Raw genomic sequence first — 23148 nt, forward strand, 5'->3', positions numbered from 1 at the left:
TTCGCCGCGCAATGTGTGACGGACTCGGCAAGTACCTGAAAACAGACACCAATGGCCCGTAGTCCTTTAGCGCTAGACCGTATTGCGAATAGCCGCGAAAGGTACCCCCTCCTAGACTTTCCCCACGAGGCCTGAACGGCGCGCACTTCCGCGGCGTCGAGCATCTGCTGCAACACCGGCGGCAGGTGCACCGGCCGCGTGCGGGGGTCCAATGGCGTGGTTTTCAAGATGGGGATGGGAGCGCCCTGCACGTTGTCGTGCGGGAATCGCAGGCGCGCTCGGCCTGGCCGGCATTCTTCTGCTGGGCTTCGGCCCCCCGGTCTCGGCGCAGCCGAATGCCGAAGCGGCAGCCAGCAAGGCCGAGCAGGCCCGGCTCGCCGACACCGACACCTTGCTGGCACTGACCAGCGAAGGCGCCGTGCTCTACGGGCAGGACGCGGTCAAGCTCTCGGGCTACCAGTACTGCAGCCAGGCCGTCGCATTGGCGGAGGCGGGCGAATTCCGTCAGAGCATCCGCGCCGCGAGCAAGGCGCTGCACCTGGCCAACGCCACGCGCGATCCGAACCTCATGGCGATGGCCAATCGCGACCTGGCGATCGTCTACAGCTACTCGGGCCAGCTCGAAAAAGCCGAGGAGTTCGCACGCGAGGCGCTCAAGCATCCGGCGCGCGATCCAAAGCTGGTGGTCGGCCCGGTGCAGAAGGTGATCGGCGACGTGCGCACGCGCCGCGGCGATTTCTCGGGAGCGGTGCTCAGCTACGACGAAGCGCTCGCCAACAGCTCGCCGCGCTATGCGCCGCTGGTGCAGGCCTCGCTGGTCAACGCGCTCATCGAATCGGGTGATGCCGTCCGGGCGCGCGAAGTGCTCGGCACCATGCCGCCGCCCAAGGACGCACCGCTCACCGCGCAGCTCGACCGCACGCGCGCCCGCCTGCTGCTGGCCGAGAACAAGCCGGCCGAGGCGCGCGACATGTACCGCGCGCTCACCGCGCGGCAGGTCGGGGCCGATACCGAGTACTACCGCCTCTGGGCCTGGGACGGCGTGGCGCGCAGCGAGATCGCGCTGGGCCAGAAACAGGCCGCGGCCGAGGCCGTGGGCCAGGCGCTGGGCGGCGTGGACAAGGTGCGCGCCAAGTTCCGCAGCGAAGAATTCAAGATGGGCCTGTTCTCCGACCTGCAGTCGGTGTTCGAGCGCGGCGTGTCGGTGTACAGCGATGCGGGCGATGCGCGCGCGGCCTTCGAGGTCAGCGAGCACAGCCGCTCGCGTGCGCTGCTCGACGCGGTACGCGGGCGCGCGAAGGTCAGCGAGCAGGCTTCCAACACGGTCGACCTCGCCACGCTGCAGCGCACGCTGGCCGCCGACGAGCGCGTGGTGCAGTTCCACTCGCTGCCCGACCGCCTCGTGGTGTGGGTCGTGAGCCCGAGCGCGATTCAAGAGAAGACGGTGGCCGTCAAGCGCGAGGAGCTCAACGAGCTGGTCGAGACCTTCCGCAACTCCATCGTGCGCGGACGCCGCACCGCCATTACCAACGCCGACAAGCTCGGCGCCGCGCTGCTCGGGCCGCTCGGCCTCGCACCGGGGCAGCGCCTCGTCATCGTGCCGCACGGCCCGCTGCACTACCTGCCGTTCCAGGCGCTGCGGCTGGACGGCCGCTACATCATCGAGACGCACCCGGTGTCGGTCGCGCCGTCGATGAGCATCGCGGTGCAGCTCGCGCAGCGCACGCCGCGCGTGAACGCATCGCTCACCGCCTTCGGCAATCCGCGCATCGAGGACAAGTACGACCTGCCCGGCGCCGAGACCGAGGTGAAGCAACTCGCGCAGCTCTTCCCGCGCAACACCGTGTTCATGGGCGCGGCCGCCACCAAGACGCAGTTCCGCGACGTGGCCGCGCGCTCGCCGCTGATGCACGTGGCCGCGCACGCCGAGGCCGATGCGGTCGATCCGCTGTACTCGCGCATTCTCCTGGCCAACGAAGGCGGAAAGCAGAACTTCCTCGAAGCGCACGAGATCCTGGGCATGCCGATGGACGGCACTGCATTGGTCACGCTCTCGGCCTGCGAATCGGGGCTCGGTCGCATCGCGCAGGGCGACGAGGTGCTGGGCTTCACGCGTTCGTTCCTCTCGGCCGGCAGCTCCAGCCTGATCGCCTCGCTGTGGCCCGTGTCGGACGACGCGACCGCGGTACTCATGGGCACGCTTTACGGCGAACTCTCCAAGGGCCGCGACCTGCAGAAGGCCATGCAGGCCGGACAACTCGCCGTGCTGAAGGACCCCAAGATGTCTCATCCCTTCTTCTGGGCGCCGTTCAACCTGATCGGCAACTGGCGCCTCACCGTCGGGAGCTGATCCATGCGCAACGCCATGAACAGCAGCAACCGCTCCACCGCCCTCGCTCCACGCAGCGCACTGCGCCCCATCGCCTGGGCCACCGGCGCCCTGGTGTCGGCCGTCCTCTTCATGGCGGCGGACCGCGCGCATGCCGAGGAACACGCGCAGGCTGAGCAACAAGCCGCACCGGCCAACGATGCCGGCGACAGCACGGAACTGCTCCCGACAAAGGACCCGTGCGGCACCTGCGACCGCCCGCTCGCGCAAGCGACCGGCACCGTCGCGCCGCAAAGCCTGCCCGCACCGCCGCGCCCCGCCGGCACGACGTTCAAGCTCAACGATCTGCGACTGAACGGCGTGAAGGCGCTGACCAACGCAGAGCTGCAGTCGATCACCGCGCCCTACATCGGCCGCGACGTCACGCTGGGCGATCTCGAAGGGCTCGCGCAGGCGATCACCGCGCGCTACAAGGAGCGCGGCTACTTCCTCGCGCAGGCCATCGTGCCGGTGCAGACGGTGCGCGACGGCATCGTCGAGATCAGCGTGATCGAAGGGCGCCTGGGCAAGGTCGACGTGGTCGTCGCGCCCGATGCGCCGCTCAGCGAGGCGCGCGTGCGCGGCTTCCTCGCGCCGCTGCAGCCGGGCGAAGCGGTCAGCGCGCAGGGCTACGAGCGCGCGATGCTGCTCTTGTCCGACCAACCGGGCGTGAAGGTGTCGTCGGGCCTGCAGGAAGGCACGTCGCCCGGCACCACCGACCTGTCGGTCGAAGTGGCCGCCGCACCGCGCTGGGCCTTCACGGCCGAGGCCGACAACCACGGCACCAAGGAATCGGGGCGCTACCGCGTCGGCGGCACCGCGCGCTGGCTCAGCCCCTTCGGCATCGGCGACAACCTCGACATGCGCCTGATGGTGTCCGACAGCAACGACCTGCAGTTCGGCCGCATCGCGTACGAAGCGCCCATCGGCACCAGCGGGCTGCGTGCGGGCGTGGGCCTCGCGCGCGTCAACTACGAACTCGGCGGCCAGTTCGCGGACTACGAGGCGCGCGGCCGCGCCAACGTGCTGGACTTCTCGCTCAACTACCCGCTGATCCGCCAGCGCCAGCAGAACCTGTTCCTGCGCCTGGGCGCCGACATCAAGGACCTGACCGACGAGGTCGGCATCGCCAACACCACTTCGCGCAAGCGCGTGCACGGCCTCAGCATGGGCTGGACCTGGGAGCGCCGCGACGAGGTGCTCGGCGGCGGCTACTGGGCGAGCACCGGCACGCTCTATCACGGCAACCTGTCGATCCGCGATCCCGAGAGCCGGCTGGCCGACCAGAGCCTCGGCGGCCACAACACCGAAGGCGGCTTCACCAAGATGACCTTCCAGCTCTCGCGGCTGCAGGCCATCGTGCCGCGCCATTCGCTGTACCTCTCGGTCGGCGGCCAGTGGGCGAGCAAGAACCTCGACGGCTCCGAAAAGCTCGCGCTCGGCGGCGCGCGCGCGGTGCGTGCGTATCCCTCGGGCGAACTGCTGGTGGACCAGGGCGTGATCGGCACTGCCGAGTGGCGCTGGTCGTTCAACGAAGAGCTCACGCCCTTCCTGTTCTACGACGCCGCACGCGGAAAGATCGTGCGCAACCCCACGGTCTTCGACGGCGCCAACAGCCACAGCCTGCGCGGCTACGGCGTGGGCGTGAGCTGGTCGCGGCCGGGCAATTTCTCGATCAACGCCACGCTCGCCTGGCGCGCCGGCACGCCGCCGGCGCAGACCGACGGCGGTGGGCGCAATCCGCGCCTCTACGTGCAGCTCATCAAGGCGTTCTGACCATGAAGCAACGCAGCAATCCTTCCCGCCAACGGCCCCGCCACCATCGCGGCCTGCAACTGCGGCCCCTGGCGATCTCGCTCCTGTGCGCCGGCCTTTCGCCGGCCATCGCGCAGGTGCTGCCCACGGGCTTTCTTCCCATCGCGGGCGGCGTCACGATGAGCCAGACCGGCGCCGTGATGAGCATCAACCAGCCGCTCGCGCGCGGCATCGCCAGTTGGCAGACGTTCTCGATCGGTGCGGGCGGCACCGTCAACATCGTGCAGCAGAGCGCCAGCAGCGTGCTGCTCAACCGCGTCACCGGCAACGAGCTCTCGACCATCGCGGGCACGCTCAACGCCAACGGGCGCGTCATATTGGTCAACCCCAACGGCGTGATGTTCAGCCAGGGCGCGACGGTGAACGTGGGCGGCCTCATCGCCTCCACGCTGGCGCTGACGACCAGCGACAAGAGCTTCATGGACGGCGCCACCAAGCTCACCTTCGAGCGCGCCGATCTCAACTCGGCCGAGGTGCGCAACCTCGGCAGCATCACGGCCACCGGCGGCGGGCCGGTGGTGTTGATGGGTGCGGCGGTCGGCAACGGCAGCACCGGCACCATCACCGCGGACAACGGCACCGTCGCGCTGGCCTCGGGCCGCAGGATCACGCTCGATCTCGTGGGCGACGGGCTCACCAACCTCGTGATCGCGCCCGACGCCATGGCCACCCATGCGGCCGTCAGCAACGGCGGCACGATCCAGGCCGATGGCGGGCGCGTGGCGCTCGTCGGAAGTTCGGTCACCGCGGGCGAGCTGGTGGTCAACCAGACCGGCACGGTGCGCGCGCGCAGCATCGGCACGCGCAACGGCGAAATCATCCTGGGCGGCGGGCGAGACAACCAGGTCGCGATGACCGGCGGCACGCTCGACGCCACCGGCGACACGGCCAACGAGCGCGGCGGCAGCATCCGCATCGCGGCGGGGCAGGTGCAGCTGCAGGCCAACGACAAAGGCCAGCAGGCGGTGGTCGATGCCAGCGGGCTGGCCGGCGGCGGCACGGTCGCGGTGCGCGGTTACGACGTGGCCCTGTCGTCGGGATCGGTGCTGCGCGCCAATGCCACCGGCCAGGGCGCGGGCGGCACCATCGACGTGGGCACGGCAACGGGCCAGGTCCTGGTGGACGGGCTCACCGCGCCCGAGCGCGAATCGCATGCGCAGGTGTTCGGCGAACTGAGCGCGCGGGGCGCCGGCACCGGCGCGGGCGGTGCGATCACGACCTCGGGCGATTTCCTGCGCATCAACCCGGCGAAGGTGGATGCCGGCGGCGGCACGCAAGGCGGCGCCAACGGAAAGTGGACAGTGACCGCCGCATCCGACCTCAACGTCGTTTCGGCCGCCGACATTCCGGCCTACGACAGCATCTACCCGCCGTTGTCGATCACCAACGTGAGCGCGGAAGGCATCGGCGGCACGCTCGGCCGCGGCACCGATGTGACGCTCTCCAGCAGCAGCATCGGCGACAACGCGGGCGTGCGCTTCGCCGCGGATGCCAAGGTCATCAAGTCCGAAGGCGGCACCGCCACGCTCAGGGTCGATTCGGCCGGCAGCATCGTGATGGCCACGGGCTCGGCCATCGATGCCCGCACCGGCGCGCTGCACGTCGACTTCAACGCCGACTCGACCGGCCGCGTCGCGGAGAACGCGGCAGTGATCAACTCCGGCTCAGGGCCGGTCACCGAACTCGACTACGCAGGCTCGATTCGCCTGAGCGGCGCCACCATCAACGCCAACGGCGGCTCGGTGCGCTTCTTCGGCCAGAGCGACGCGGCCAACGGCCGCGCCATCGGCGGGTCGGCCTCGCACACCGACGAGCCCGCCGATTCGTGGCGCGACGGCGTCTACCTGAACGCAAGCTCCGTCACCACCAGCGGCAGCGGCCAGGTCTCGATGCGCGGCCAGGGCCGAAGCTGGGTCTCCGACCCATCGGGCACCGGCGGCTTCTATGTGGGAAGCGGCGGCGTGGTCGTGACGAACGACAGCGCCGTGCAGGCCGGCACCGGCGGTGTCTCGCTCGACGGTGTCGCGGGCTTCGGCGCGAGCGGCGTGGCGGCGCAGGACGGCGCCAAGGTCGTCGCCACGGGTGACATCGCGATCACCGGGCGCGGCGCCGCATGGAACGACACCATGCCCGCCGCTGGCGCGGGTTCGAGCACCGCTGTGCTTATCGACGCCGCCTCGGTCGCGAGCGATCGCAACGTGCGCATCGACGGCACCGGCGCCGACCTCGACGGGTTTCGCACCAGCAAGGCGTTTGCGGCACAGAACGACTTTGCCGGCAGCAGCCAGGGTGTCTCGATCTACGGCAGCGTCACGGCGGGCGAGGGACAGCGCATCGACGTGAACGGACGCGCCGGCAACCAGAGCTTCACCTCGACGCTCGACGACAGCGGCAACATCGTGGTGACCCCGTTCGGCCAGGTCTACGGCGTCGTCGTGCGGGCCAACGAAGCGCTGCCGAATCCGCTGCGCACCTCGGGCGGCACCATCGCCATCGACGGGCAGGGCACCGACGTGTCGCTGCGCATGGAGACCTTCGGCTCGGGCTCCTTCGCGCTCGCCGCGGCACCAGAGCCGGGCGCGCTAGCGGCCCCACCCCAGCCCGCGCTGCTGTCGGTCATGAGCGAGACCGGCAAGGGCGGCAACATCTCGGTGCGGGGCCGCAACATCGTCATCGACGGCGCGGAGCAGTTCGGCGACGTACCGCTCGTCGGGCGCCTGGATGCGAGCGGCGCCACCGGCGGCGGCAGCATCGACATCGCCGCCACTGGCGTGATCGCCGTGGGCGCCAACGCCAGCCTGGAAGCCAACGCCACCGGCTCGGGCAACGGCGGCAGCGTGAAGGTGGTCGCGGGCGACAGCCTGCGCGCCTACGGCAACCTCTCGGCGCGCGGCGGCGCGGAGGGCGGCAACGGCGGCTTCATCGAGACCTCGGCCGCGCAGTTCGACCTGGCCGGCATTCGCGCCGACGCCTCGGCGCCGGTGGGCAACGCGGGCTCGTGGCTGATCGATCCGTTCGACGTCGACATCGTGAGCGGCGTCGCCACCGGCTCCCTGACCGGCAACCCGTTCGATCCGATCGCCGCCTCGACCATCCAGGACGGCGACATCAATGCCGCGCTCAATGCGGGCACCAGCGTAACGATCGGCACCGGCAGCACCGGCTCGCCTTTGCTCGGCGACATCCACATGTCGAACGCGAAGGGCGCGGTCAACATCAACTACAGCACCAACAAGGGGCCGGTGACCTTCCAGCTCGATGCCAACCGCAGCGTGCGCGGCGACGCGGGCACGGTGATCCAGTCCACCGGGGGCGGCGCGCTGAACGTGGTGTTCAACGCCGACGTCAACAACGGCGGCACGGCCACTGGAGGCGGGCAGATCAGCTACAGCGGCGACATCTACACCAACGGCGGCAACGTCGTGATGAACGGCAGTTGGGCCAACCCCAGCAACCAGAGCGTGAGCGTGAACCTGGACGGCAACGAGATCGACACCCGCGTGGGCCGCAGCGACGCGGGCGCGGGCGGCTCGGTCACGATCGTCGGCAAGAGCATCGGGCTGGGCGGCATCGGCGACGCCGCCGTCGCCGTGGACGGCGTGCACATCTCGACCTCGACCGGCAACGTGAACATCACCGGAACAGCCGAAGGCGCATCGGGCGTGCGCCTGGGCTCGCGCTTCGTCGCGACCGGCATCCCGAACCGGCAGACCGAGATCACGAGCACCACGGGCAACATCACCGTGCTGGGCGTGGGCAACAGCGTCACCAGCGCCGGCACGACGCCGGGGCACGGCGTGATCATCGACCAGTCGGCGCTGCGCTCCGTCGACGGCGACATCACGGTGCGCGGGCTGCGCCAGGCCGGCGGCCCCACCGTCGGGGACGGCGTGCGATTGACCACCGGCGCGCAGGTCGTGACCAGCGGCACCGGCGACATCGAACTGAGCGGCCAGTCCGTGGGCAACGGCGCCGGCGTGCGGGTCGGCCCGCAGGCGGCGCTGGGCGGCGCGGTCCCGCCCGTCCTGGCGGACGTCATCGTGTCCGCCGGCGGCAACACCGTGCTGCGGGCCGGCAACGACGGCAGCACCGATGCGCTGGTGATCGACGGCAAAGTCAGCGCCGCCAATGTGATCAACCTGCGGCCGGGCGGTGTCGATGCCGCGGGCAACGGCGTGGACCAGACGGGCACGCCGATCACCCTCGGCGGCACGGCCGCCACGGGCTTCGCGGTCTCGGCCGCCGAGTTCGGGCGCCTCACGGCCCCCACCATCGTGGCGGGGAGCAACGCGCATGCCGCGAACATCGATGTCGTGGGGCCGCTGACCCTGCCGTCCGCACTCACGCTGCAGAACGGTGGCGGCGGCAACATCCAGCTCGGCGGTGCCATCGCGGCGACGCGGCTCGGGCTGCTCAGCGCCGGCAACATCACGCAGGCCGCGGGCGCGCCCATCACCGCCGGCACGCTGATGGCGCGCTCCACCGGCGGCAGCGTGCTGCTCGACATGGCGCCGAACAACGTCAGCGCCGCCACGGTGGGCGGCGGCGCGGCCGGCGCCTTCCGTTATGTCGACGTCGACACGGTGCAGCTGGGGTCGGTGTCCGTCACGGGTTTCGATGCCGCGAGCAACGCGCCGCAGGTGCAGTCGGCCACCTCGATGGCGGCCGACACCGTGTTCGTGCGCACGCTCTCCGGCGACCTGCTGCTGGGCACCAACGTCAGCAGCACGAGAGGCACCGATCTCGTGGCCGCCTCGCGCTTCCAGAACCTGGGCGCCTACACGATCACCGGCGCGCCGTGGCGCGTGTGGGCCGACACCTGGGGCGGCGAAACGCGCGGCGGCCTGTTCGGCTCGGGCCCGCTGCCCAACCTGTACCACTGCGCATACCTGGGGTTGTGCACCGTCACCGTGTCGCCGGGCGACAACCACTTCATCTACGCGCAGCAACCCGTGGCCACGGTGGTGATCGGCAATGCGACCCGCCCCGCGGGCCAGGCCAATCCGCCCTTCACGTACACCGTCGCCGGACTGATCCTGGGCGACACGGCCTCGAGCTTCAGCGGCGCACCCGGCACGTCGGCAACGCCGGACAGCCCGCCGGGCCTCTATGCGATCAATGGCAGCTTCGCTTCCGCCGCGGGCTATGCGGTCAACGTGCGGCCGGGCGACCTGACGGTGACGGAGGCGCCGCCGCCTTCAGTCGTGCTCCGGTTGCCCGACTTCCCCAAGCCCGACGTGCTGCGCGAAGTGCCTTCCACCTGGCTCTACGACCGCAACGTCGGCCCGCCGCCGATCTGCTTTGCGACCGGTGCGCTCGAAGGCGATCGCGCATCGCAAGGCGGCGATGTGCTGGCGCGCGAATGGTCGCGCGTGCGGTCGCGGCCGAATCTTTCGAGTTGCGTGGACACCGAAAAGCGCAACGGCTGCGCCGATTTCTGACGGCGGCGTTCGCGCCTTTTCAATCCACAAGAGCCGTTCGGGCTGAGCTTGTCGAAGCCGCGCGCCCACCGCGAACAGCCCTTCGACAAGCTCAGGGCGAGCGGTGTCATGGGCGGATGGCCACTGCATTGTTCGAATTGCCCAACAACCGTTCTGGCTGAGCTTGTCGAAGCCTTGCGCTGACCGCGAACAGCCCTTCGACAAGCTCAGGGCGAGCGGTGTCATGGGCGGATGGCCACTGCATTGTTCGAATTGCCCAACAACCGTTCTGGCTGAGCTTGTCGAAGCCTTGCGCTGACCGCGAACAGCCGTTCGACGAGCTCAGGGCGAGCGGTGTCATGGGCGGATGGCCACTGCATTGTTCGAATTGCCCAACAACCGTTCTGGCTGAGCTTGTCGAAGCCTTGCGCCCACCGCGAACAGCCCTTCGACAAGCTCAGGGCGAGCGATGTCATGGGCGGATGGCCACCGCATGGTTCGAATTGCCCGACAACCGTTCGGGCTGAGCTTGTCGAAGCCGAGCGCCCACCGCGAACAGCCCTTCGACAAGCTCAGGGCGAGCGGTGTCATGGGCGAATGGCCACTGCATTGTTCGAATTGCCCGACAACCGTTCGGGCTGAGCTTGTCGAAGCCGCGCGCCCACCGCGAACAGCCCTTCGACAAGCTCAGGGCGAGCGGTGTCATGGGCGGATGGCCACTGCATTGTTCGAATTGCCCAACAACCGTTCTGGCTGAGCTTGTCGAAGCCTTGCGCTGACCGCGAACAGCCCTTCGACAAGCTCAGGGCGAGCGGTTTTATCTTTTCGAACGCAAACCCGGTATCAGGCACCGCGCGCCGCAAGCAGTTGCAGGTAGCGCTGCTGCGCGCCGGCCTCGACCGCGCGGCGCTCTTCGAGCAGCAGCAGGCAGCGCAGTGCGAGATCGAAGGAGCCGTGGCAGTGGTGTGCGACCAAGGCCAGATGCCGCAGCTGCTCGTCGTCCATCGCCTCGGGGCGGCGGATGTCGCGCATGTAGACCAGGTCGGCCTCCAACAGCTGGCGGAGGGGCCGGCGCGGATCGCCATCCACCACGCACGGCGCGATCGGCCACTGCTTCACCGCGGCGAAGCAATGCGGCACGAAGCCCTGGCCGCGCAGCTCCTGGTCGATTTCGCCCTGCGTCGGCTGGTCCTTGTAGAGCGTGACGAAGGACACCTCGGTCTGCACCATCACGGCCTGCGCCAGCTTGGCGCGGCCCGCGCGGAACACCGCGAGCTCGCTGCCCTGCACGTCGATCTTCAGGAAGTCGAGATGCGCGATCTCGGCGATGTCGTCGAGCCGCCGCGTCTGAACCGCGATCCGTTCGCGAACCTCGGCCAATGGCTGCAGGGCCTCGAAGAGCGCGAGCGATTGCGCATCGGGCGCGAGGAGGCTGGTCATGCCCGGTGCGGCGCAGACATGCAGCGTGTGCATGCCGCCGTCGCCGAGCGCCCACGGCAGGTAGCGCTCGAGCGGACCCTGGGCCTGCGTCAGTTCATGCAGCGCCGAAAGCTGCGGCTCGAAGCCCGTGACTCGGCACAGCCCGGCCTGCAACATCGCGAGATAGGGCGGGTCGCCGTCGATCGGGTTGGCCCCGACATCGACCACCTCGGTCAGCCGCCGCGGCGCAAGGATGTCGCGCAGGTCCACGGCAGCGCGTGTGGTCTGCGTCATCGTGTTCATCGGCCTTCGCGCACGGCCAGCGCACGGCCGAAGTGGCCTGTGTAGGTGCGCGTGCCCTGGTGCGACAGGTTGGAGCGGGCATCGATGAAGACCTGCCCGCCGATCGATTGCCAGCGGCGGCAGAACGCGAAGTCCTCCGCCAGGTAGGCTCCGTTGTCGGGCTCGGCGAGCACGTCGAAGAAGCGGTAGTGCGGCAGGTCGCGCGTCGCGGGGTCGGCGGCGCGCTCGGGTGTGTAGCGCAACTGCGGATAGGCGGCAGCGAGGCGCTCGAACACGCTGCGCGCGATCAGCATGAAGCCCGTGGGCGCATCCAGCACCTCGGTAAATCCTTCTGCGTCCACCGACAGGCGGGTGTCGAACGCATTCGCCGGAAAGCTGGCATGCAGCGCCTCGAAATCTTCGCGAGTGGCGCCGGCCGGCAGTGGCTCGCGAAGTCCGCCCGCGGGCCAGCCGTCGGTCTTGTGCGGGTAGATGCCCGCCACCACGTCGCGCCCCGCGCACAGAAGCCGGAGGGCCGCTTCGGGTTCGAAGCCGATGTCGGCATCGATCCAGAACAGGTGCGTCCAGCGGGTGTCGGCCATGAACTCCGCGACGAGGCGGTTGCGGGCGCGTGTGATGAGACTGTCGCCATCGAGAAAGCGTGTCTGCATCGGGAACCGGTGTTCCCACGCCAGGTTGACCAGGCCCAGGAGGCTGCGCACGTAGAGGCTGGTCATCGTGCCGCCGTAGCTCGGCGTCGCGACGAAAGGGCGGATGTCTTTCAGGGCAGAGAGATCGGGCATGGCGGGATGTCCTCGAGGGCGGTCTGCACGCATCGTGCGGGCGGCTGCGGGGCCACCATAGCACCCGCGCCGCGCGCACGCCCTCCCGGATTGCCCTCGGCCCGCCCGCTTCAGACGCCGCGCGCGCGGCGGTTGGACATGACCACGTTGTCCTTCGCGATGGCCTGGCCTTCCTGCATCGCGGTGATCCACGCCGCAGTCGAAGTCACGGCCGCGAAGTTGCTGTGGAACACGACGCTGAAGACGCGGTGGATCTCTTCCGCTGTGACCTTGCCTGCGTCGTTTGCATACGGCAGTGCGCCGCTCGCATCGGCGAGGAACTCCACGTTCAGGCCGCGGTGCATCGCCTCGAACACCGTCGATGCATCGCAGTTCTGCGTCATGTAGCCGGCCACGCTCAGCGTGTCGATTTCGTGGAGAGCAAGCCAGTCGGCGAAGTCAGTGCCGGTGAACACGCTCGGGAAGGTCTTGGTGATGAGGTGATCGCGCGGACGGTTCGCGACCTCGGGGTGCAACTGGCCATTGTGGGTGTCGGCCTGGAACACCGGTGCGCCCTTGGGGGCGTGGTGGCGGACCACGACGACGGGCACGCCGGCGGCGTGTGCGGCGTCCATCGCCTTGGTCACGTTGGGCAGCGTGTCCAGGATGGGCGGGTACTCGATCGGCAGGCCGCCGCCTTCGAAGTATTCGTTCTGCACGTCGATCACGACGAGGACGCGGCGGGGGGCGGCGGTGTTGCTCATGGTCTGTCTGGCTCCTTCTCTTTGTTCGTGCGGTTGGTATGGGCTCGATTCTTCGCCTTTCGCCGTCTGGCCGAAAGTGGCCCGATAGCCAATCATCGATAAGATCGGGCCATGGCCCGCACAACCACCACGACCACCGAAACCATCGCAGTCGTCGCGTTCGACGGCATCAGCCCCTTTCACCTGTCCGTGCCCTGCATGGTGTTCGGCGAAGACCGCACCGAGGCCGGCGCACCGCGCTTTCGCATGCGCGTGTGCGCCCCGGAGCCGGGGCCGCTGCGGACCAACGCGGGCTTCGATCTCGTGGTGCCGCATGGGCTGGAGGCGATCCGCCGGGCGCAGATCGTGGTGGTGCCCTCGTGGCGCGACGATGGACGGCCCGCACCGCCTGCACTCATCCGCGCGCTGCAGGCCGCGCACCGGCGCGGCGCCACGGTGGTCGGCCTCTGCCTCGGTGCCTTCGTGCTGGCCGAGGCCGGGCTGCTCGACGGCCGGCCCGCCACCACGCACTGGAACCTCGCCGCCGCGTTCGCGAAGCAGTACCCGAAGGTGAGCCTGCAGCCCGAGGTGCTGTATGTCGACGACGGCGACGTGCTCACCTCCGCCGGCACGGCCGCGGGCATCGACTGCTGCCTGCATCTCCTGCGCGTGCGCTACGGCGCCGAGACGGCCAACCGCGCGGCGCGGCGCATGGTGGTCGCGCCGCACCGGCAGGGTGGGCAGGCGCAGTACATCCAGCAGCCCATGCCCGCGACGGCCGAGCGCGACCGGCTCGCACCGTTGCTCGAATGGCTGGGCAAGCACCTCGATGTGCCGCACGAACTCGACGAGCTCGCGCGCCGCGCGTTGATGAGCCGCCGCACCTTCACGCGGCGCTTCCGCGAATCGACGGGCACGACAGTCGGGCAGTGGATCCAGAACCAGCGCCTCGCGTTGGCGCAACGGTTGCTGGAGACCACGGACCATCCGGTCGAGCGCGTGGCCACCGGCGCGGGCTTCGGCTCCGCGGTGTCGCTGCGCAAGCACTTCACCTCGGCGTTCAAGGTGTCGCCGACGGTGTATCGCAGGCAGTTCTCGCGGACCGAAGAAGCGGCTTGAGGCGCCACCACCGTTCGGGCTGAGCGCACCCGTTCGGGCTGAGCGCCACCGTTCGGGCTGAGCGCCACCGTTCGGGCTGAGCTTGTCGAAGCCTCGCGCGGCGCTTCGACAAGCTCAGCGTGAACGGATCGGGTAGGGATCGTTTCCAACACAAGCTGGCTTCAGGCCGCGTGTGCGTGCCGCCGCGTAGTGAGCAGCGCGCGCAACTTGGCCGGCGGCACCGGCTTGGTCAGCAGCATCACGCCGCCATGCCGCAGCCGCTGCAGCACCTCGGGCCCTGTCGCGCCCGACACCAGCACCGCGAGCGCGTCGGGCTGCAGGCGCTTGGCCGCTTCGATCACGTCGACACCGTCGCCGTCGCCGGCCAGTTGCAGATCGCACAGCACCGCATCGAAATGGATGTCGCCCGTGCCCATCCGCGCGATGGCCTCGGCGCCGGTGGCCACGCATTCGACCTCGCAGCCCCACTGCTCCAGCAGCGCGCGGCTGCCGTCGAGGATGGCGGGGTCGTCGTCCACCACCAGGCAGCGCAGGCCCGCGAGCGGCGCGGGTGCGACGGGTGCGGGCTCGGGCAGCACGACGTCGGCGGCGCGCGCGGCGGGCAGGGTGAAGGCGAAGGTGCTGCCGGCCTGCAGCGCCGAGCGCACGGTGATGCGGGTGCCCAGCAGCGTGGCGATGCGCGCGCAAATCGCGAGCCCCAGGCCGAAGCCGCGGCGGCGGTCGCGCTCGGTGTTCGCCACCTGGTAGAACTCCTCGAAGATCCGACCCTGGTGGATCGGTGCGATGCCCACGCCGTTGTCACGCACTTCAATGCGAACGCCGGACGCGATGCGCCGCGCGGCCACCAGCACGGTGCCGCCTTCGGGCGCATGGCGCAGCGCATTGGCCACGAGGTTGTTGACGATGCGCTGCAGCATCGCCGCGTCGGTGCGCACCGCCAGGCCCCGGTCGCTCCAGCGCAGCCGCACGCGCGCCTCGATGGCGGCGGCGGCGTGTTGCGCATCGAGTTGGTCGAAGAGGGCGGCCAGCGAGATGCGCGTGATGGTGGGCGTGAGCACCTGCGCATCGAGCCGCGAGATTTCCAGCAGGTCGTCCAGCAGCACGCCCATGAACTCGGTGCTCTCCTGCAGCCGCAGCACGGCCGGGCGCTGCGCCGCGCTGGCGGTGGGCAGCAGGCCGTCGATGAAGAGGCCCATCGCATGCAGCGGCTGGCGCAGGTCGTGGCTCGCGGCCGCGAGAAAACGCGCACGCGAAAGCGCCGCCTGCTCGGCTTCGGCCATGCGCTGCAGCGCGACGGCGGTGGCTTCACGCACCCGCTCCTCGCTCACCTGGCGGTTGTGCTGCAGGCGTTCGGCGAGCCGGTCGATGTCGTGCGCGAGCACCGCCAGTTCGTGCGAGCCGCGGGTGCCGCCCTCGACCACTTCGCAGCGCATGTCGAAGTGGCCGGCTTCGAGCGCGGCGACGGTGCGCGACACGCGCCGCAGCGGCCGCGCCACCGTGCGCGCCATGTGGCGCACCGAGGCCCACGCCGCCAGCAGCGCCACCAGCGCGATGCCGATGCCCGCCATGAGCGAGCGGCTGCGCTCGCGCGCATAGGCGGTGGTGTCCCGGAAGGTCTGGACCAGGCCGATGGGCGTGTCGCCCGCCGCGGTGGAGCCCGCGGGCGCGAAGGCGCTGGCGCGCGAGGCCTCGCGCAGCGTGACCGGCGAGGTGAACATGCGCAATTGCGCGAGCGATTCGTTCTTGGGCCCGGCCGTGACGTACACGCCCGCGCTGTTGCTGATCTCCACCCGCATCACCTGTCCGCCGCGCAGCGCCGCATTGGCCACGTTCTGCAGCGCCGGCACGTCGCCCGCGTACAGGCTCAGGTCGGACATGGCCGCCACTTGGCGCGCCACGGCCTCGCCTTCGGCATCGAACTGGGCTTCGAGCGTCTGCAGCCGGTTGTGGGTGAACCAGCCGGTGAGCGCGAGCGCCACCGCCGCGCACGGCACCACGCCCAGGCGGAACAGGTCGCCCTGCAGATTGCCGCGCACGACCAGCGCGGACGCGGCACGGGGCTGCACCGCGTCGTCGCCGGCGGGCACCGGACCTTGCGGGGGCGGCGGGGCGTTCATCGCGGGGCCGCGAGGCGGTCGGTGAGCTCCCGTTCCTCCGGCAGGCGCAGGCCGAGCCCGCGTGCCACGGTGGCGTTGACGCGCACGGTGGCCGGCGTTGCCGCTTCCACCAGCGGGCTGTTGCTGCTGCCTGCGACGGCGACCTTCTGGCCCAGCAGGCGGGCTTGTTGTGCGAGTTGAGAAGGCGTCGAGACCGCTGCCGCCAAGCCGCCCGAGCGCACCAGCCCTTCGCTGGCGCCGAACACCGCGAGGCCTGCGCTCGCGCCCGCGCGCAGCACCGACAGCGTGGCCGCCTGGTTGTCGCCGATCAGGTCGGGCAGCACCATCAATGCATCGCTCATCGGCACCACGGTGCGCAGCGCGGCGGCGAGCGATCGGGCATCGGGCGCGTACTCCACGCGCACCTCCCAGGCCGGGTTGGCACCCTGCGCGGCGCGCTGCAGTTCGCGCACCAGCGGCTCCGACTCGGGCGTGGCGACCACGCCGATGCGGTGCTTCTGCGGCAGCACCGCATGGATGAGCGCGAGCTGGTCGGCCATGGCGGGGTCGCGCAGCAGCACGCCCACGCGGCGGTCGCCGCGCTTCAAGGCGGGGCTTGCGGCCTTCAGGGCCTCGTAGTCGAGCCGGCTCAGCATCGCGAGCACCAGCGGCTCCTGTCCGGGGCGTTCGACGGCGGCGCGCGCGGCCGCTGCGCCCACCGCCATGGTGAGGTTCGCGTCGGCCGCCGAGGGCCGCATGCTGCGCGTGCGAACGCCCGCATTGGCGCGGGGTTCGGTCTCGGCGCTGGCGGTTTCGACGCCCTGCGGCATCTCGCCGGTCGGCGAGAGGCGCACCAGCTCGAAGCGGCCACCCGGCTCCTGGCCCGCGCGCAACTGCTGCACGAATTCCGAATGCGCCGGGTTGTCGTCGCTCATCAGCACGGTGAGGCTGGGGGCGGCGGCCGCGCGGCTGGCCATCGACAGGCCGAGCAGGCCGACCGCGACGCCCGCGGTCAGGCCGAAGGCCAGCGCCGCACGCACTGCGCCGCGCAGCCTTCCGGGGAAGGGATGAAAGAGGTGTTTCGCGACGACGGACATGTGACTGCTTCTGCAGCGAGGGTGCATGACCCAATGTAAGGAGACGCCCTGTTTCGCGCGATAAGGCGGAGGGGCTATGTCCGTCCCCGCGACCCTGTGTCAGTGTGATGAAGTTCACACCGCAGCGGCCGCACGGCCTATGTCCGATGGACTATGCGTCTAGGTTGAGCAGCGCCGCCGCGCGCTGCGCGTGGATCGATTGGCGCAGCACCCGCGGCGAGACCGGCTTGTAGAGCACCGCGATGCCGGCGCTCGCCACTTCGCGGAGGCGATCAGGCTTGGTCTCGCCCGTGACCAAAAGGCGCGCCGTGCCGGGGCCGATGCCGCGCGGATGACGCTCCAGCGCGGCGATCACATCCAGCCCGTTGTCGCCGCCCTGCAGCAGCAGGTCGCTCACCACCACATCGGGCGGCTCGGCCCAGGTGTCGGCCAGCGCGAGCGCCTCGGCGCGGGTCTGCGCGACCAGCACCTCGGCGCCCCAGTTGGCGAGCACCACGGAGAGCCCTTCGAGGATCGTGCGCTCGTCGTCGATCACCAGGATGCGCAGGTTCGCCAGGCTTGGTTCCCCGTCCTCCATGCCCGCTGCCACCGGCGACGGCGTGGGCGACGGCAGCGCGGCCGGTGCCGAGCGCACCAGCACCCGCACGCAGGTGCCCTTGTGCAGCCGCGAGCTGAGCTCCACCCGCGTGTTCAGCAGCTCGGTCAGCCGCTGCACTGTCGCGAGGCCCAGGCCCATGCCGCGCGCGCCGCGCGCCGACGGCCGGCCGGCCGGCTCCACCTGATAGAACTCCTCGAACACCCGCGTCTGGTGCTGCGCGGCGATGCCCACGCCGGTGTCGACCACGTCGATGCGAACGCCCTTGCCGCGGCGCCGCGCGCCGATGAGCACGCCGCCTTCGAGCGTGTGGCGCAGCGAGTTCGACACCAGGTTGTTCAGGATGCGCGAGAGCATCACGTAGTCGCAGCGCACCCAGAGCTCGGTCTTGCGCGCCACCAGCCGGAGGCCCTGCTGCTCGGCCACGGGGCGGAAGTTGCGGCTGATTTCGTCGAACAGCCGGTCCAGCGGAAAGTCGGCCCACTGCGGCTGCAAGACGCCGGCGTCGAGTTGCGACAGGTTCAGCAGCTCCGAGAAAAGCCGGTCCAGCGATTCGACGCATTCGCGGATGTGCCCGATGCGCTGCAGCTTCACCGGATCGGTCTCGCCGTTGGCCAGCCCGTCCGAGAAAAGCGTGAGCGCATGCAGCGGCTGGCGCAGGTCGTGGCTCGCCGCCGCCAGGAGGCGCGTCTTGGCCTGGCTCGCCACTTCGAGCAGCGCGTTCTTGCGCGCCAGCTCGGCCGTGGCCTCGTTGATGCGGCTTTGCAGCAGCCGACGGCTCTCGGCGAGCGCGCGCGCCGCGTGGTTGAAGCCCAGTTGCAGGTGCTTCACCTCGGAGGTGCCCTCGATCGCCACGCTCGCGTCCTCGCCCGCGCCCAGGCGGTCGACCGCCTTGCCGAGCGCACGGATCGGCTCGCTGATGCGCCGCGCCGCCCACCAGCCGGCGAGCCCGACGCCCAGCAGGCTGATCGCCAGCACCACCGCCACGTTGAGCCACACCGAGCGGCGGGCGTTCTGCACCGCGGAGAGGCTGATCTCGACCATCACCTTGCCGTTGTGGCGGCCGTCGTCGGCCACGATCGGCACCACCACCTGCAGGCCCTCGCCGCGCGCGCGGTCGACGGTTTCGGAATTGGCCACGATCTCGCCGTCTTCCGTCCAGATCTGCACCTGCTGCACATGCGGCTGGTAAGTGCCCGACTGGGCCGTGCGCTGCAGGGCGCGCTTGTCCATGCGCGCGAGCGGCGCCTGCGCCACAGTGGCCACCTGCAGCGCCACCGTCTGCGCATTGGCGCGCATCAGCTCGGTGAGGTTGCCCAGGTGCTGGCGCGTCAGCACGGCGATGGCCGTCAGCGTGGCCGCGGTCGCCGGCACCAGCGCCAGCAGGATCAGCTGCTGGGCGAAGGTGAGGCGGGCGAGCCCACGCAGGACGCGGAAGTTCCAGTTCATCGAGGCCGCGAGCTTAGGAGCCCAACGCCAAACATGGAAGACAGGAAAAACATCACAAAATTAACTTGTATTTGCTATTTAATGGCGTCCGCGTTGCCCATTAGACCCGCTGGTGCGCAGCGGCCCTACGCCTTTCGGTCCTGAAAATGCTGGCTTTCCTGCGTCATTTCGCTGCCGTCCCCGCTGTTTTTTCCGCTGCTTTCCGGGCTGCGGCGCTGGCGTTTTTCGTCGGCCTGCCTGTCGTGGCCGCGGCCCAAACCGCCCAGGCGGCACCGCCGGACAAGACCGCCGTGCGCTTCGGCATCCTGCCGCTGGGCGGCGCCTTCGAGTCGCGCAGCGACTGGGACCCGCTGCTGGCCGAACTGAGCCGCGCCATCCATCGCCCGGTGAGCGTGCTCTCGGTCAATTCGTACGAGGCGCTGGAGCAGGCGATCCAGCGCGACGAGGTCGACATGGCCTTTCTCTCCGGAAAGATGGCGCTGGACGCCGTGACCCAGCGCCGCATGAAGGTGGTGGCCCAGGTCGTGCGGCACGACGGCCTGCCCGGCTACCGCGCGCTGCTGCTGGCGCGCAAGACGCCGCCGCTCAACACGTTGAAAGACCTGATGGACCAGCCCGAACGCTGGCGCCTCGCGCGCGGCGAGAAGCAGTCGGTCTCGGGCTTCATCGTGCCGCAACTGCAGCTTTTCTTGCCGAACCACATCGTGATGGAGACCCGCTTTTTGAGCGAGGTCGTCGGCACCCACCAGACCAACGCGCTCGCCGTGGCCAACAGCGAGGCCGACGTGGCCACCAACAATTCGGCCGACTTCGAGCGCTTCAAGCTGCGCTTTCCGGCCGAGGCGCAGCGGCTGCAGGTGCTGTGGGAGTCGGAATTGATACCACACGCGCAGATCGTGGTGCGGCGCGAATATCCGGCCGAACTGCGCAGCCGCGTGCAGGCCTTCCTGACCGCCTACGGCCGCGGCAAGGGCCCGCGCGGCGACGCCGAACGGCTGGTGCTCAAGTCGCTGCACGACCTGGCCGGCTTCGTGGTGGCCGACAACAGCTCGCTGCAGCCCGCGGCCAAGCTCGCCTACCAACTGGCCAAACAGAACGCCGTGACGGCCCAGTTCGTGAACGACGCCGCCAAGCAGGCCCGCCTCCAACGCATAGAGAACGGCTACGCCGAGCAGGTCAGTGTGCTCAGGGACATCGCGCCTTGATCGATCCGGGCAGCAGTCGATCGCCCTGAACAGCAGCACGCCCCAACAAGCCAAGCCAAGCCGCGACATGCCCCCCGCACTCAAGCACCTGCTGGCAGCCGCCTTCATTGCAGCCTCCGGGCTGCTTCCGCCGTCGCTCGCCCTGGCGCAAGCAGTGAACGAGAAGCCGGTCCAGACGATCCGTTTCGGCGTGCTCCCGCTCGGCGGCACCGTCGAATCGCGCGCCCTGTGGACGCCCTTCATGGCCGACATGAGCCGCTCCCTCGGCATTCCGGTCAATGCGTACTCGGTGCCGTCGTACGAGGAACTCGACCGCGCCATCGGCAAGGACGAGATCGACATGGCCTTTCTCTCCGCCAAGATGGCGCTGGACGCCGTGATGCAGCGCCGCATGAAGGTCGTGGCCCAGATCGCGCGCCGCCCCGGCATGCCCGAGCACCGCGCGGTGCTGCTCGCGCGCAAGGCCGGCCCGCTCAACACCCTGGAAGGCATGCTCGCCCAGCCCGAGCGCTGGCGCCTCGCGCGCGGCGACAGCCGTTCGGTCACCGGCTTCGTCGTGCCGCAGAGCCAACTCTTCCTGCCGAACAACATCGAGATGGAAACCCGCTTTCTCAGCGAGTTCGTCGGCACCCACCAGGCCACCGCGCTCGCCGTGGCCAACGGCGACGCCGACGTGGCCACCAACAACACCACCGACCTCGAGCGCTTCCGCCAGCAGTTCCCCATCGAGGCCGAACGACTCCAGGTGATCTGGGAGTCCACGCCGCCGCCCGGTGCGCCGATGGTGGTGCGGCGCAACTACCCGCCCGAGTTCCAGGCGAAGCTGCAGAACTTCCTAATCACCTACGGGCAGGGCAAGGGCCCGCACGCCGATGGCGAGCGCGAAGTGCTCAAGAACCTGCGCGCGGCCTACGGCTATGTCGCGGCCGACGACAGCGCGCTGTTGCCCGAGGCGCGGCTGGAATACGAACTCGGCAAGCAGCGCGCCATGGCCGCCGCCTGGGTGAACGAAGCGGCGCGCGCCCAGCGGCTGCAGCGCATCGAGAAGGCGTATGCGGAGCAGGTGCAGACGCTGCGTGCCGGCGGGCGCTGACACATCGCCGGGACTGCCCGCCTAGTCCCTTCGCCGTAGCTCCAAACCCCTTCGTCTAGGCCATTAGGCGGATTTGCCCGCCGCCCGCCGCGCCGGAAACTTCGTGTTTCTTTCTGGCAACCCTTGCCGTTGACGGAGTGCGGATGAGTTGGCGAACAAAAGTGGTCTGGAGCGAGGGGATGCTGTTGCAGCCCCAGCACCTGCAGCAGAGCGAGCGTCATGCCGATCATGCGAGGCATGTGCTCTTGCGTTCGACCACGCCCTACGCCTGGGGCTTTGCCGAACTGGAAATCGACCAGGCGGCGCTCACGCTGGGCAAGCTGGCGCTGGTGCGCGCGGTCGGCATCTTCGGCGACGGCACGGTGTTCGACATGCCGGCGGTCGATCCGCTGCCCGAACCCATCGACATTCCCTCTTCCATGCGCGACGAGGCCGTGGTGCTTGCACTGCCGCTGCGCCGCGCCGGTGCGCGCGAGGCCGACGCGGAAGAATATGAAGAGCTGGTGCGCCACCGGGTGCTCGAGTCCGACGTGCCCGATTCCAACACCGCCGGCGAGCGCACCGCGATGCTGCAACTCGGGCAGCTCCACACGCGCCTCATGCGCGCCAGCGAAGCCACCGACGCCTGGACCACCATGGGCGTCGCCCGCGTGGTCGAGCGCCGCACCGACAACCAGGTGCAGCTCGATCGCGGGATGCTCCCGCCGCTGCTCGACGTGGCCGGCCATGCGGTCATCCGCGCATGGCTCGACGAACTGCTCGGCCTGCTGCGCCAGCGCGGCGAGGCACTCGCCGGCCGCATGACGCAGGGCGGCACCGGCGGCGTGGCCGAGATCGCCGACTTCATGCTGCTGCAGGCGGTGAACCGCAACGAAGCCATCTTTGCGCACCTCGCGAAGAGCGCGATGCTGCACCCGCAGCACTTCTTCGAACATGCGCTCGGGCTCGCTGGCGACTTGTCGAGCTTTCGCGATACGCGCCGCGTCGCGCGCTTCGGTCCCTATATTCATGACGACCTCGCGCTGAGCTTCCGCCCGGTGATGGACGACCTGCGCCGCAGCCTCTCGATGGTGTTCGAGCAGTCGGCCATCCGCATCGAGCTGCACGACCGCAAGCACGGCGTGCGCGTGGCGATGGTCACGGACGTGGAACTGCAGCGCAAGGCCACCTTCGTGCTCGCGGTGAACGCCAACATGCCCAGCGAGGCGCTGCGCGCGCGCTTCCCGACGCAAGTGAAGATCGGCCCGGTCGAGCGCATCCGCGACCTCGTGAACCTGGCCCTCCCGGGCGTCACGCTCACGCCGATGCCGGTCGCGCCGCGCCAGATTCCGTTCCACACGGGCGCGAACTATTTCGAACTCGAAACCCGCAACAGCGACCTGTGGCGCCAGCTCGAGCAATCCGGCGGCATCGCGATGCACATCGCCGGCGATTTCCCTGGCCTCGACCTTGCCTTCTGGGCTATTCGTTCATGAAGCCGCAAGCCAACCCCCACCCCGTTCGCCCTGAGCTTGTCGAAGGGCTGGGCACCGCGCGCAAGGTTTCGAAAAGCTCAGCCCGAACGGCTGTTGCAGTTTTCCACCCCGGTGGCCCTGAGCTTGTCGAAGGGCTGGGCATGGCGCGCAAGGCTTCGACAAGCGCAGCCCGAACGGCTGCTATCACCCA

At 69.8% G+C, this 23148-nt stretch carries 13 protein-coding genes; 7 read left to right on the plus strand and 6 right to left on the minus strand.

Features of this window, described 5'->3' with window-relative positions; all coding sequences use genetic code 11:
• Positions 1 to 211 precede the first annotated feature (211 nt).
• Genes VARPA_RS02690 through VARPA_RS02700 form a run of 3 tightly spaced genes read left to right on the plus strand, consistent with a single transcriptional unit; the run spans position 212 to position 9624 of the window.
• Positions 212 to 2350 (plus strand): CHAT domain-containing protein, encoded by a 2139-nt coding sequence (locus tag VARPA_RS02690; RefSeq protein WP_013539006.1) that lies wholly within the window; start codon positions 212 to 214, stop codon positions 2348 to 2350.
• Positions 2351 to 2365: 15 nt separating this feature from the next.
• Complete coding sequence (locus VARPA_RS02695) at positions 2366 to 4144, plus strand: ShlB/FhaC/HecB family hemolysin secretion/activation protein (RefSeq protein WP_049794492.1); 1779 nt, start codon at positions 2366 to 2368, stop codon at positions 4142 to 4144.
• A gap of 2 nt (positions 4145 to 4146) precedes the next feature.
• Positions 4147 to 9624, plus strand: a complete 5478-nt coding sequence (locus tag VARPA_RS02700; RefSeq protein ID WP_013539008.1) for a filamentous hemagglutinin N-terminal domain-containing protein — start codon at positions 4147 to 4149, stop codon at positions 9622 to 9624.
• Between the two features lie 822 nt (positions 9625 to 10446).
• Here the strand turns inward: VARPA_RS02700 and VARPA_RS02705 are convergent.
• The 3 genes from VARPA_RS02705 to VARPA_RS02715 all read right to left on the minus strand — a co-directional run bounded on the left by VARPA_RS02705 (position 10447) and on the right by VARPA_RS02715 (position 12850).
• Positions 10447 to 11316, minus strand: a complete 870-nt coding sequence (locus VARPA_RS02705; RefSeq protein ID WP_041943214.1) for an FkbM family methyltransferase — start codon at positions 11314 to 11316, stop codon at positions 10447 to 10449.
• A 5-nt stretch (positions 11317 to 11321) separates the two neighbouring features.
• On the minus strand, positions 11322 to 12107 hold the full coding sequence (locus tag VARPA_RS02710; RefSeq protein ID WP_013539010.1) for a hypothetical protein: 786 nt from the start codon (positions 12105 to 12107) through the stop codon (positions 11322 to 11324).
• A 110-nt stretch (positions 12108 to 12217) separates the two neighbouring features.
• A complete protein-coding gene (locus VARPA_RS02715) occupies positions 12218 to 12850 on the minus strand; it encodes a cysteine hydrolase family protein (protein WP_013539011.1) in 633 nt (210 codons plus the stop codon).
• 111 nt (positions 12851 to 12961) lie between these two features.
• Between VARPA_RS02715 and VARPA_RS02720 the strand changes: the two genes are divergently transcribed.
• A complete protein-coding gene (locus VARPA_RS02720; RefSeq protein WP_013539012.1) occupies positions 12962 to 13948 on the plus strand; it encodes a GlxA family transcriptional regulator in 987 nt (328 codons plus the stop codon).
• A gap of 161 nt (positions 13949 to 14109) precedes the next feature.
• On the opposite strand, the gene VARPA_RS02725 is transcribed toward VARPA_RS02720, so the two are convergent.
• The 3 genes from VARPA_RS02725 to VARPA_RS02735 all read right to left on the minus strand — a co-directional run bounded on the left by VARPA_RS02725 (position 14110) and on the right by VARPA_RS02735 (position 19185).
• On the minus strand, positions 14110 to 16065 hold the full coding sequence (locus VARPA_RS02725; RefSeq protein ID WP_013539013.1) for an ATP-binding protein: 1956 nt from the start codon (positions 16063 to 16065) through the stop codon (positions 14110 to 14112).
• On the minus strand, positions 16062 to 17141 hold the full coding sequence (locus VARPA_RS02730) for an ABC transporter substrate binding protein (protein WP_013539014.1): 1080 nt from the start codon (positions 17139 to 17141) through the stop codon (positions 16062 to 16064). The genes VARPA_RS02725 and VARPA_RS02730 overlap by 4 nt, the downstream gene beginning before the upstream one ends.
• 151 nt (positions 17142 to 17292) lie before the next feature.
• Positions 17293 to 19185 (minus strand): hybrid sensor histidine kinase/response regulator, encoded by a 1893-nt coding sequence (locus VARPA_RS02735; protein ID WP_013539015.1) that lies wholly within the window; start codon positions 19183 to 19185, stop codon positions 17293 to 17295.
• 146 nt (positions 19186 to 19331) lie between these two features.
• On the opposite strand from VARPA_RS02735, the gene phnD (VARPA_RS02740) reads away from it, so the two are divergent.
• The 3 genes from phnD (VARPA_RS02740) (at position 19332) to tssK (ending at position 22958) form a co-directional block, all read left to right on the plus strand.
• Positions 19332 to 20390 (plus strand): phosphate/phosphite/phosphonate ABC transporter substrate-binding protein, encoded by a 1059-nt coding sequence (gene phnD, locus VARPA_RS02740; RefSeq protein ID WP_013539016.1) that lies wholly within the window; start codon positions 19332 to 19334, stop codon positions 20388 to 20390.
• Positions 20391 to 20457: 67 nt separating this feature from the next.
• Positions 20458 to 21483: a phosphate/phosphite/phosphonate ABC transporter substrate-binding protein gene (gene phnD, locus VARPA_RS02745; protein WP_013539017.1), complete on the plus strand. Its 1026-nt coding sequence runs from the start codon at positions 20458 to 20460 to the stop codon at positions 21481 to 21483.
• Positions 21484 to 21626: 143 nt separating this feature from the next.
• Positions 21627 to 22958, plus strand: a complete 1332-nt coding sequence (gene tssK / locus VARPA_RS02750) for a type VI secretion system baseplate subunit TssK (protein WP_013539018.1) — start codon at positions 21627 to 21629, stop codon at positions 22956 to 22958.
• The last annotated feature ends 190 nt before the right edge of the window (positions 22959 to 23148 follow it).

This window comes from Variovorax paradoxus EPS, from assembly GCF_000184745.1.
Lineage (GTDB): Bacteria > Pseudomonadota > Gammaproteobacteria > Burkholderiales > Burkholderiaceae_C > Variovorax > Variovorax paradoxus_C.

What these genes read in the sequence shown, in the direction of transcription:
- VARPA_RS02690 (WP_013539006.1), top strand. Translation starts at nt 212, where the DNA reads ATGGCGTGGTTTTCAAGATGGGGATGGGAGCGCCCTGCACGTTGTCGT.
- VARPA_RS02695 (WP_049794492.1), top strand. Translation starts at nt 2,366, where the DNA reads ATGAACAGCAGCAACCGCTCCACCGCCCTCGCTCCACGCAGCGCACTG.
- VARPA_RS02700 (WP_013539008.1), top strand. Translation starts at nt 4,147, where the DNA reads ATGAAGCAACGCAGCAATCCTTCCCGCCAACGGCCCCGCCACCATCGC.
- VARPA_RS02705 (WP_041943214.1), bottom strand. Translation starts at nt 11,316, where the DNA reads ATGACGCAGACCACACGCGCTGCCGTGGACCTGCGCGACATCCTTGCG.
- VARPA_RS02710 (WP_013539010.1), bottom strand. Translation starts at nt 12,107, where the DNA reads ATGCCCGATCTCTCTGCCCTGAAAGACATCCGCCCTTTCGTCGCGACG.
- VARPA_RS02715 (WP_013539011.1), bottom strand. Translation starts at nt 12,850, where the DNA reads ATGAGCAACACCGCCGCCCCCCGCCGCGTCCTCGTCGTGATCGACGTG.
- VARPA_RS02720 (WP_013539012.1), top strand. Translation starts at nt 12,962, where the DNA reads ATGGCCCGCACAACCACCACGACCACCGAAACCATCGCAGTCGTCGCG.
- VARPA_RS02725 (WP_013539013.1), bottom strand. Translation starts at nt 16,065, where the DNA reads ATGAACGCCCCGCCGCCCCCGCAAGGTCCGGTGCCCGCCGGCGACGAC.
- VARPA_RS02730 (WP_013539014.1), bottom strand. Translation starts at nt 17,141, where the DNA reads ATGTCCGTCGTCGCGAAACACCTCTTTCATCCCTTCCCCGGAAGGCTG.
- VARPA_RS02735 (WP_013539015.1), bottom strand. Translation starts at nt 19,185, where the DNA reads ATGAACTGGAACTTCCGCGTCCTGCGTGGGCTCGCCCGCCTCACCTTC.
- phnD (WP_013539016.1), top strand. Translation starts at nt 19,332, where the DNA reads ATGCTGGCTTTCCTGCGTCATTTCGCTGCCGTCCCCGCTGTTTTTTCC.
- phnD (WP_013539017.1), top strand. Translation starts at nt 20,458, where the DNA reads ATGCCCCCCGCACTCAAGCACCTGCTGGCAGCCGCCTTCATTGCAGCC.
- tssK (WP_013539018.1), top strand. Translation starts at nt 21,627, where the DNA reads ATGAGTTGGCGAACAAAAGTGGTCTGGAGCGAGGGGATGCTGTTGCAG.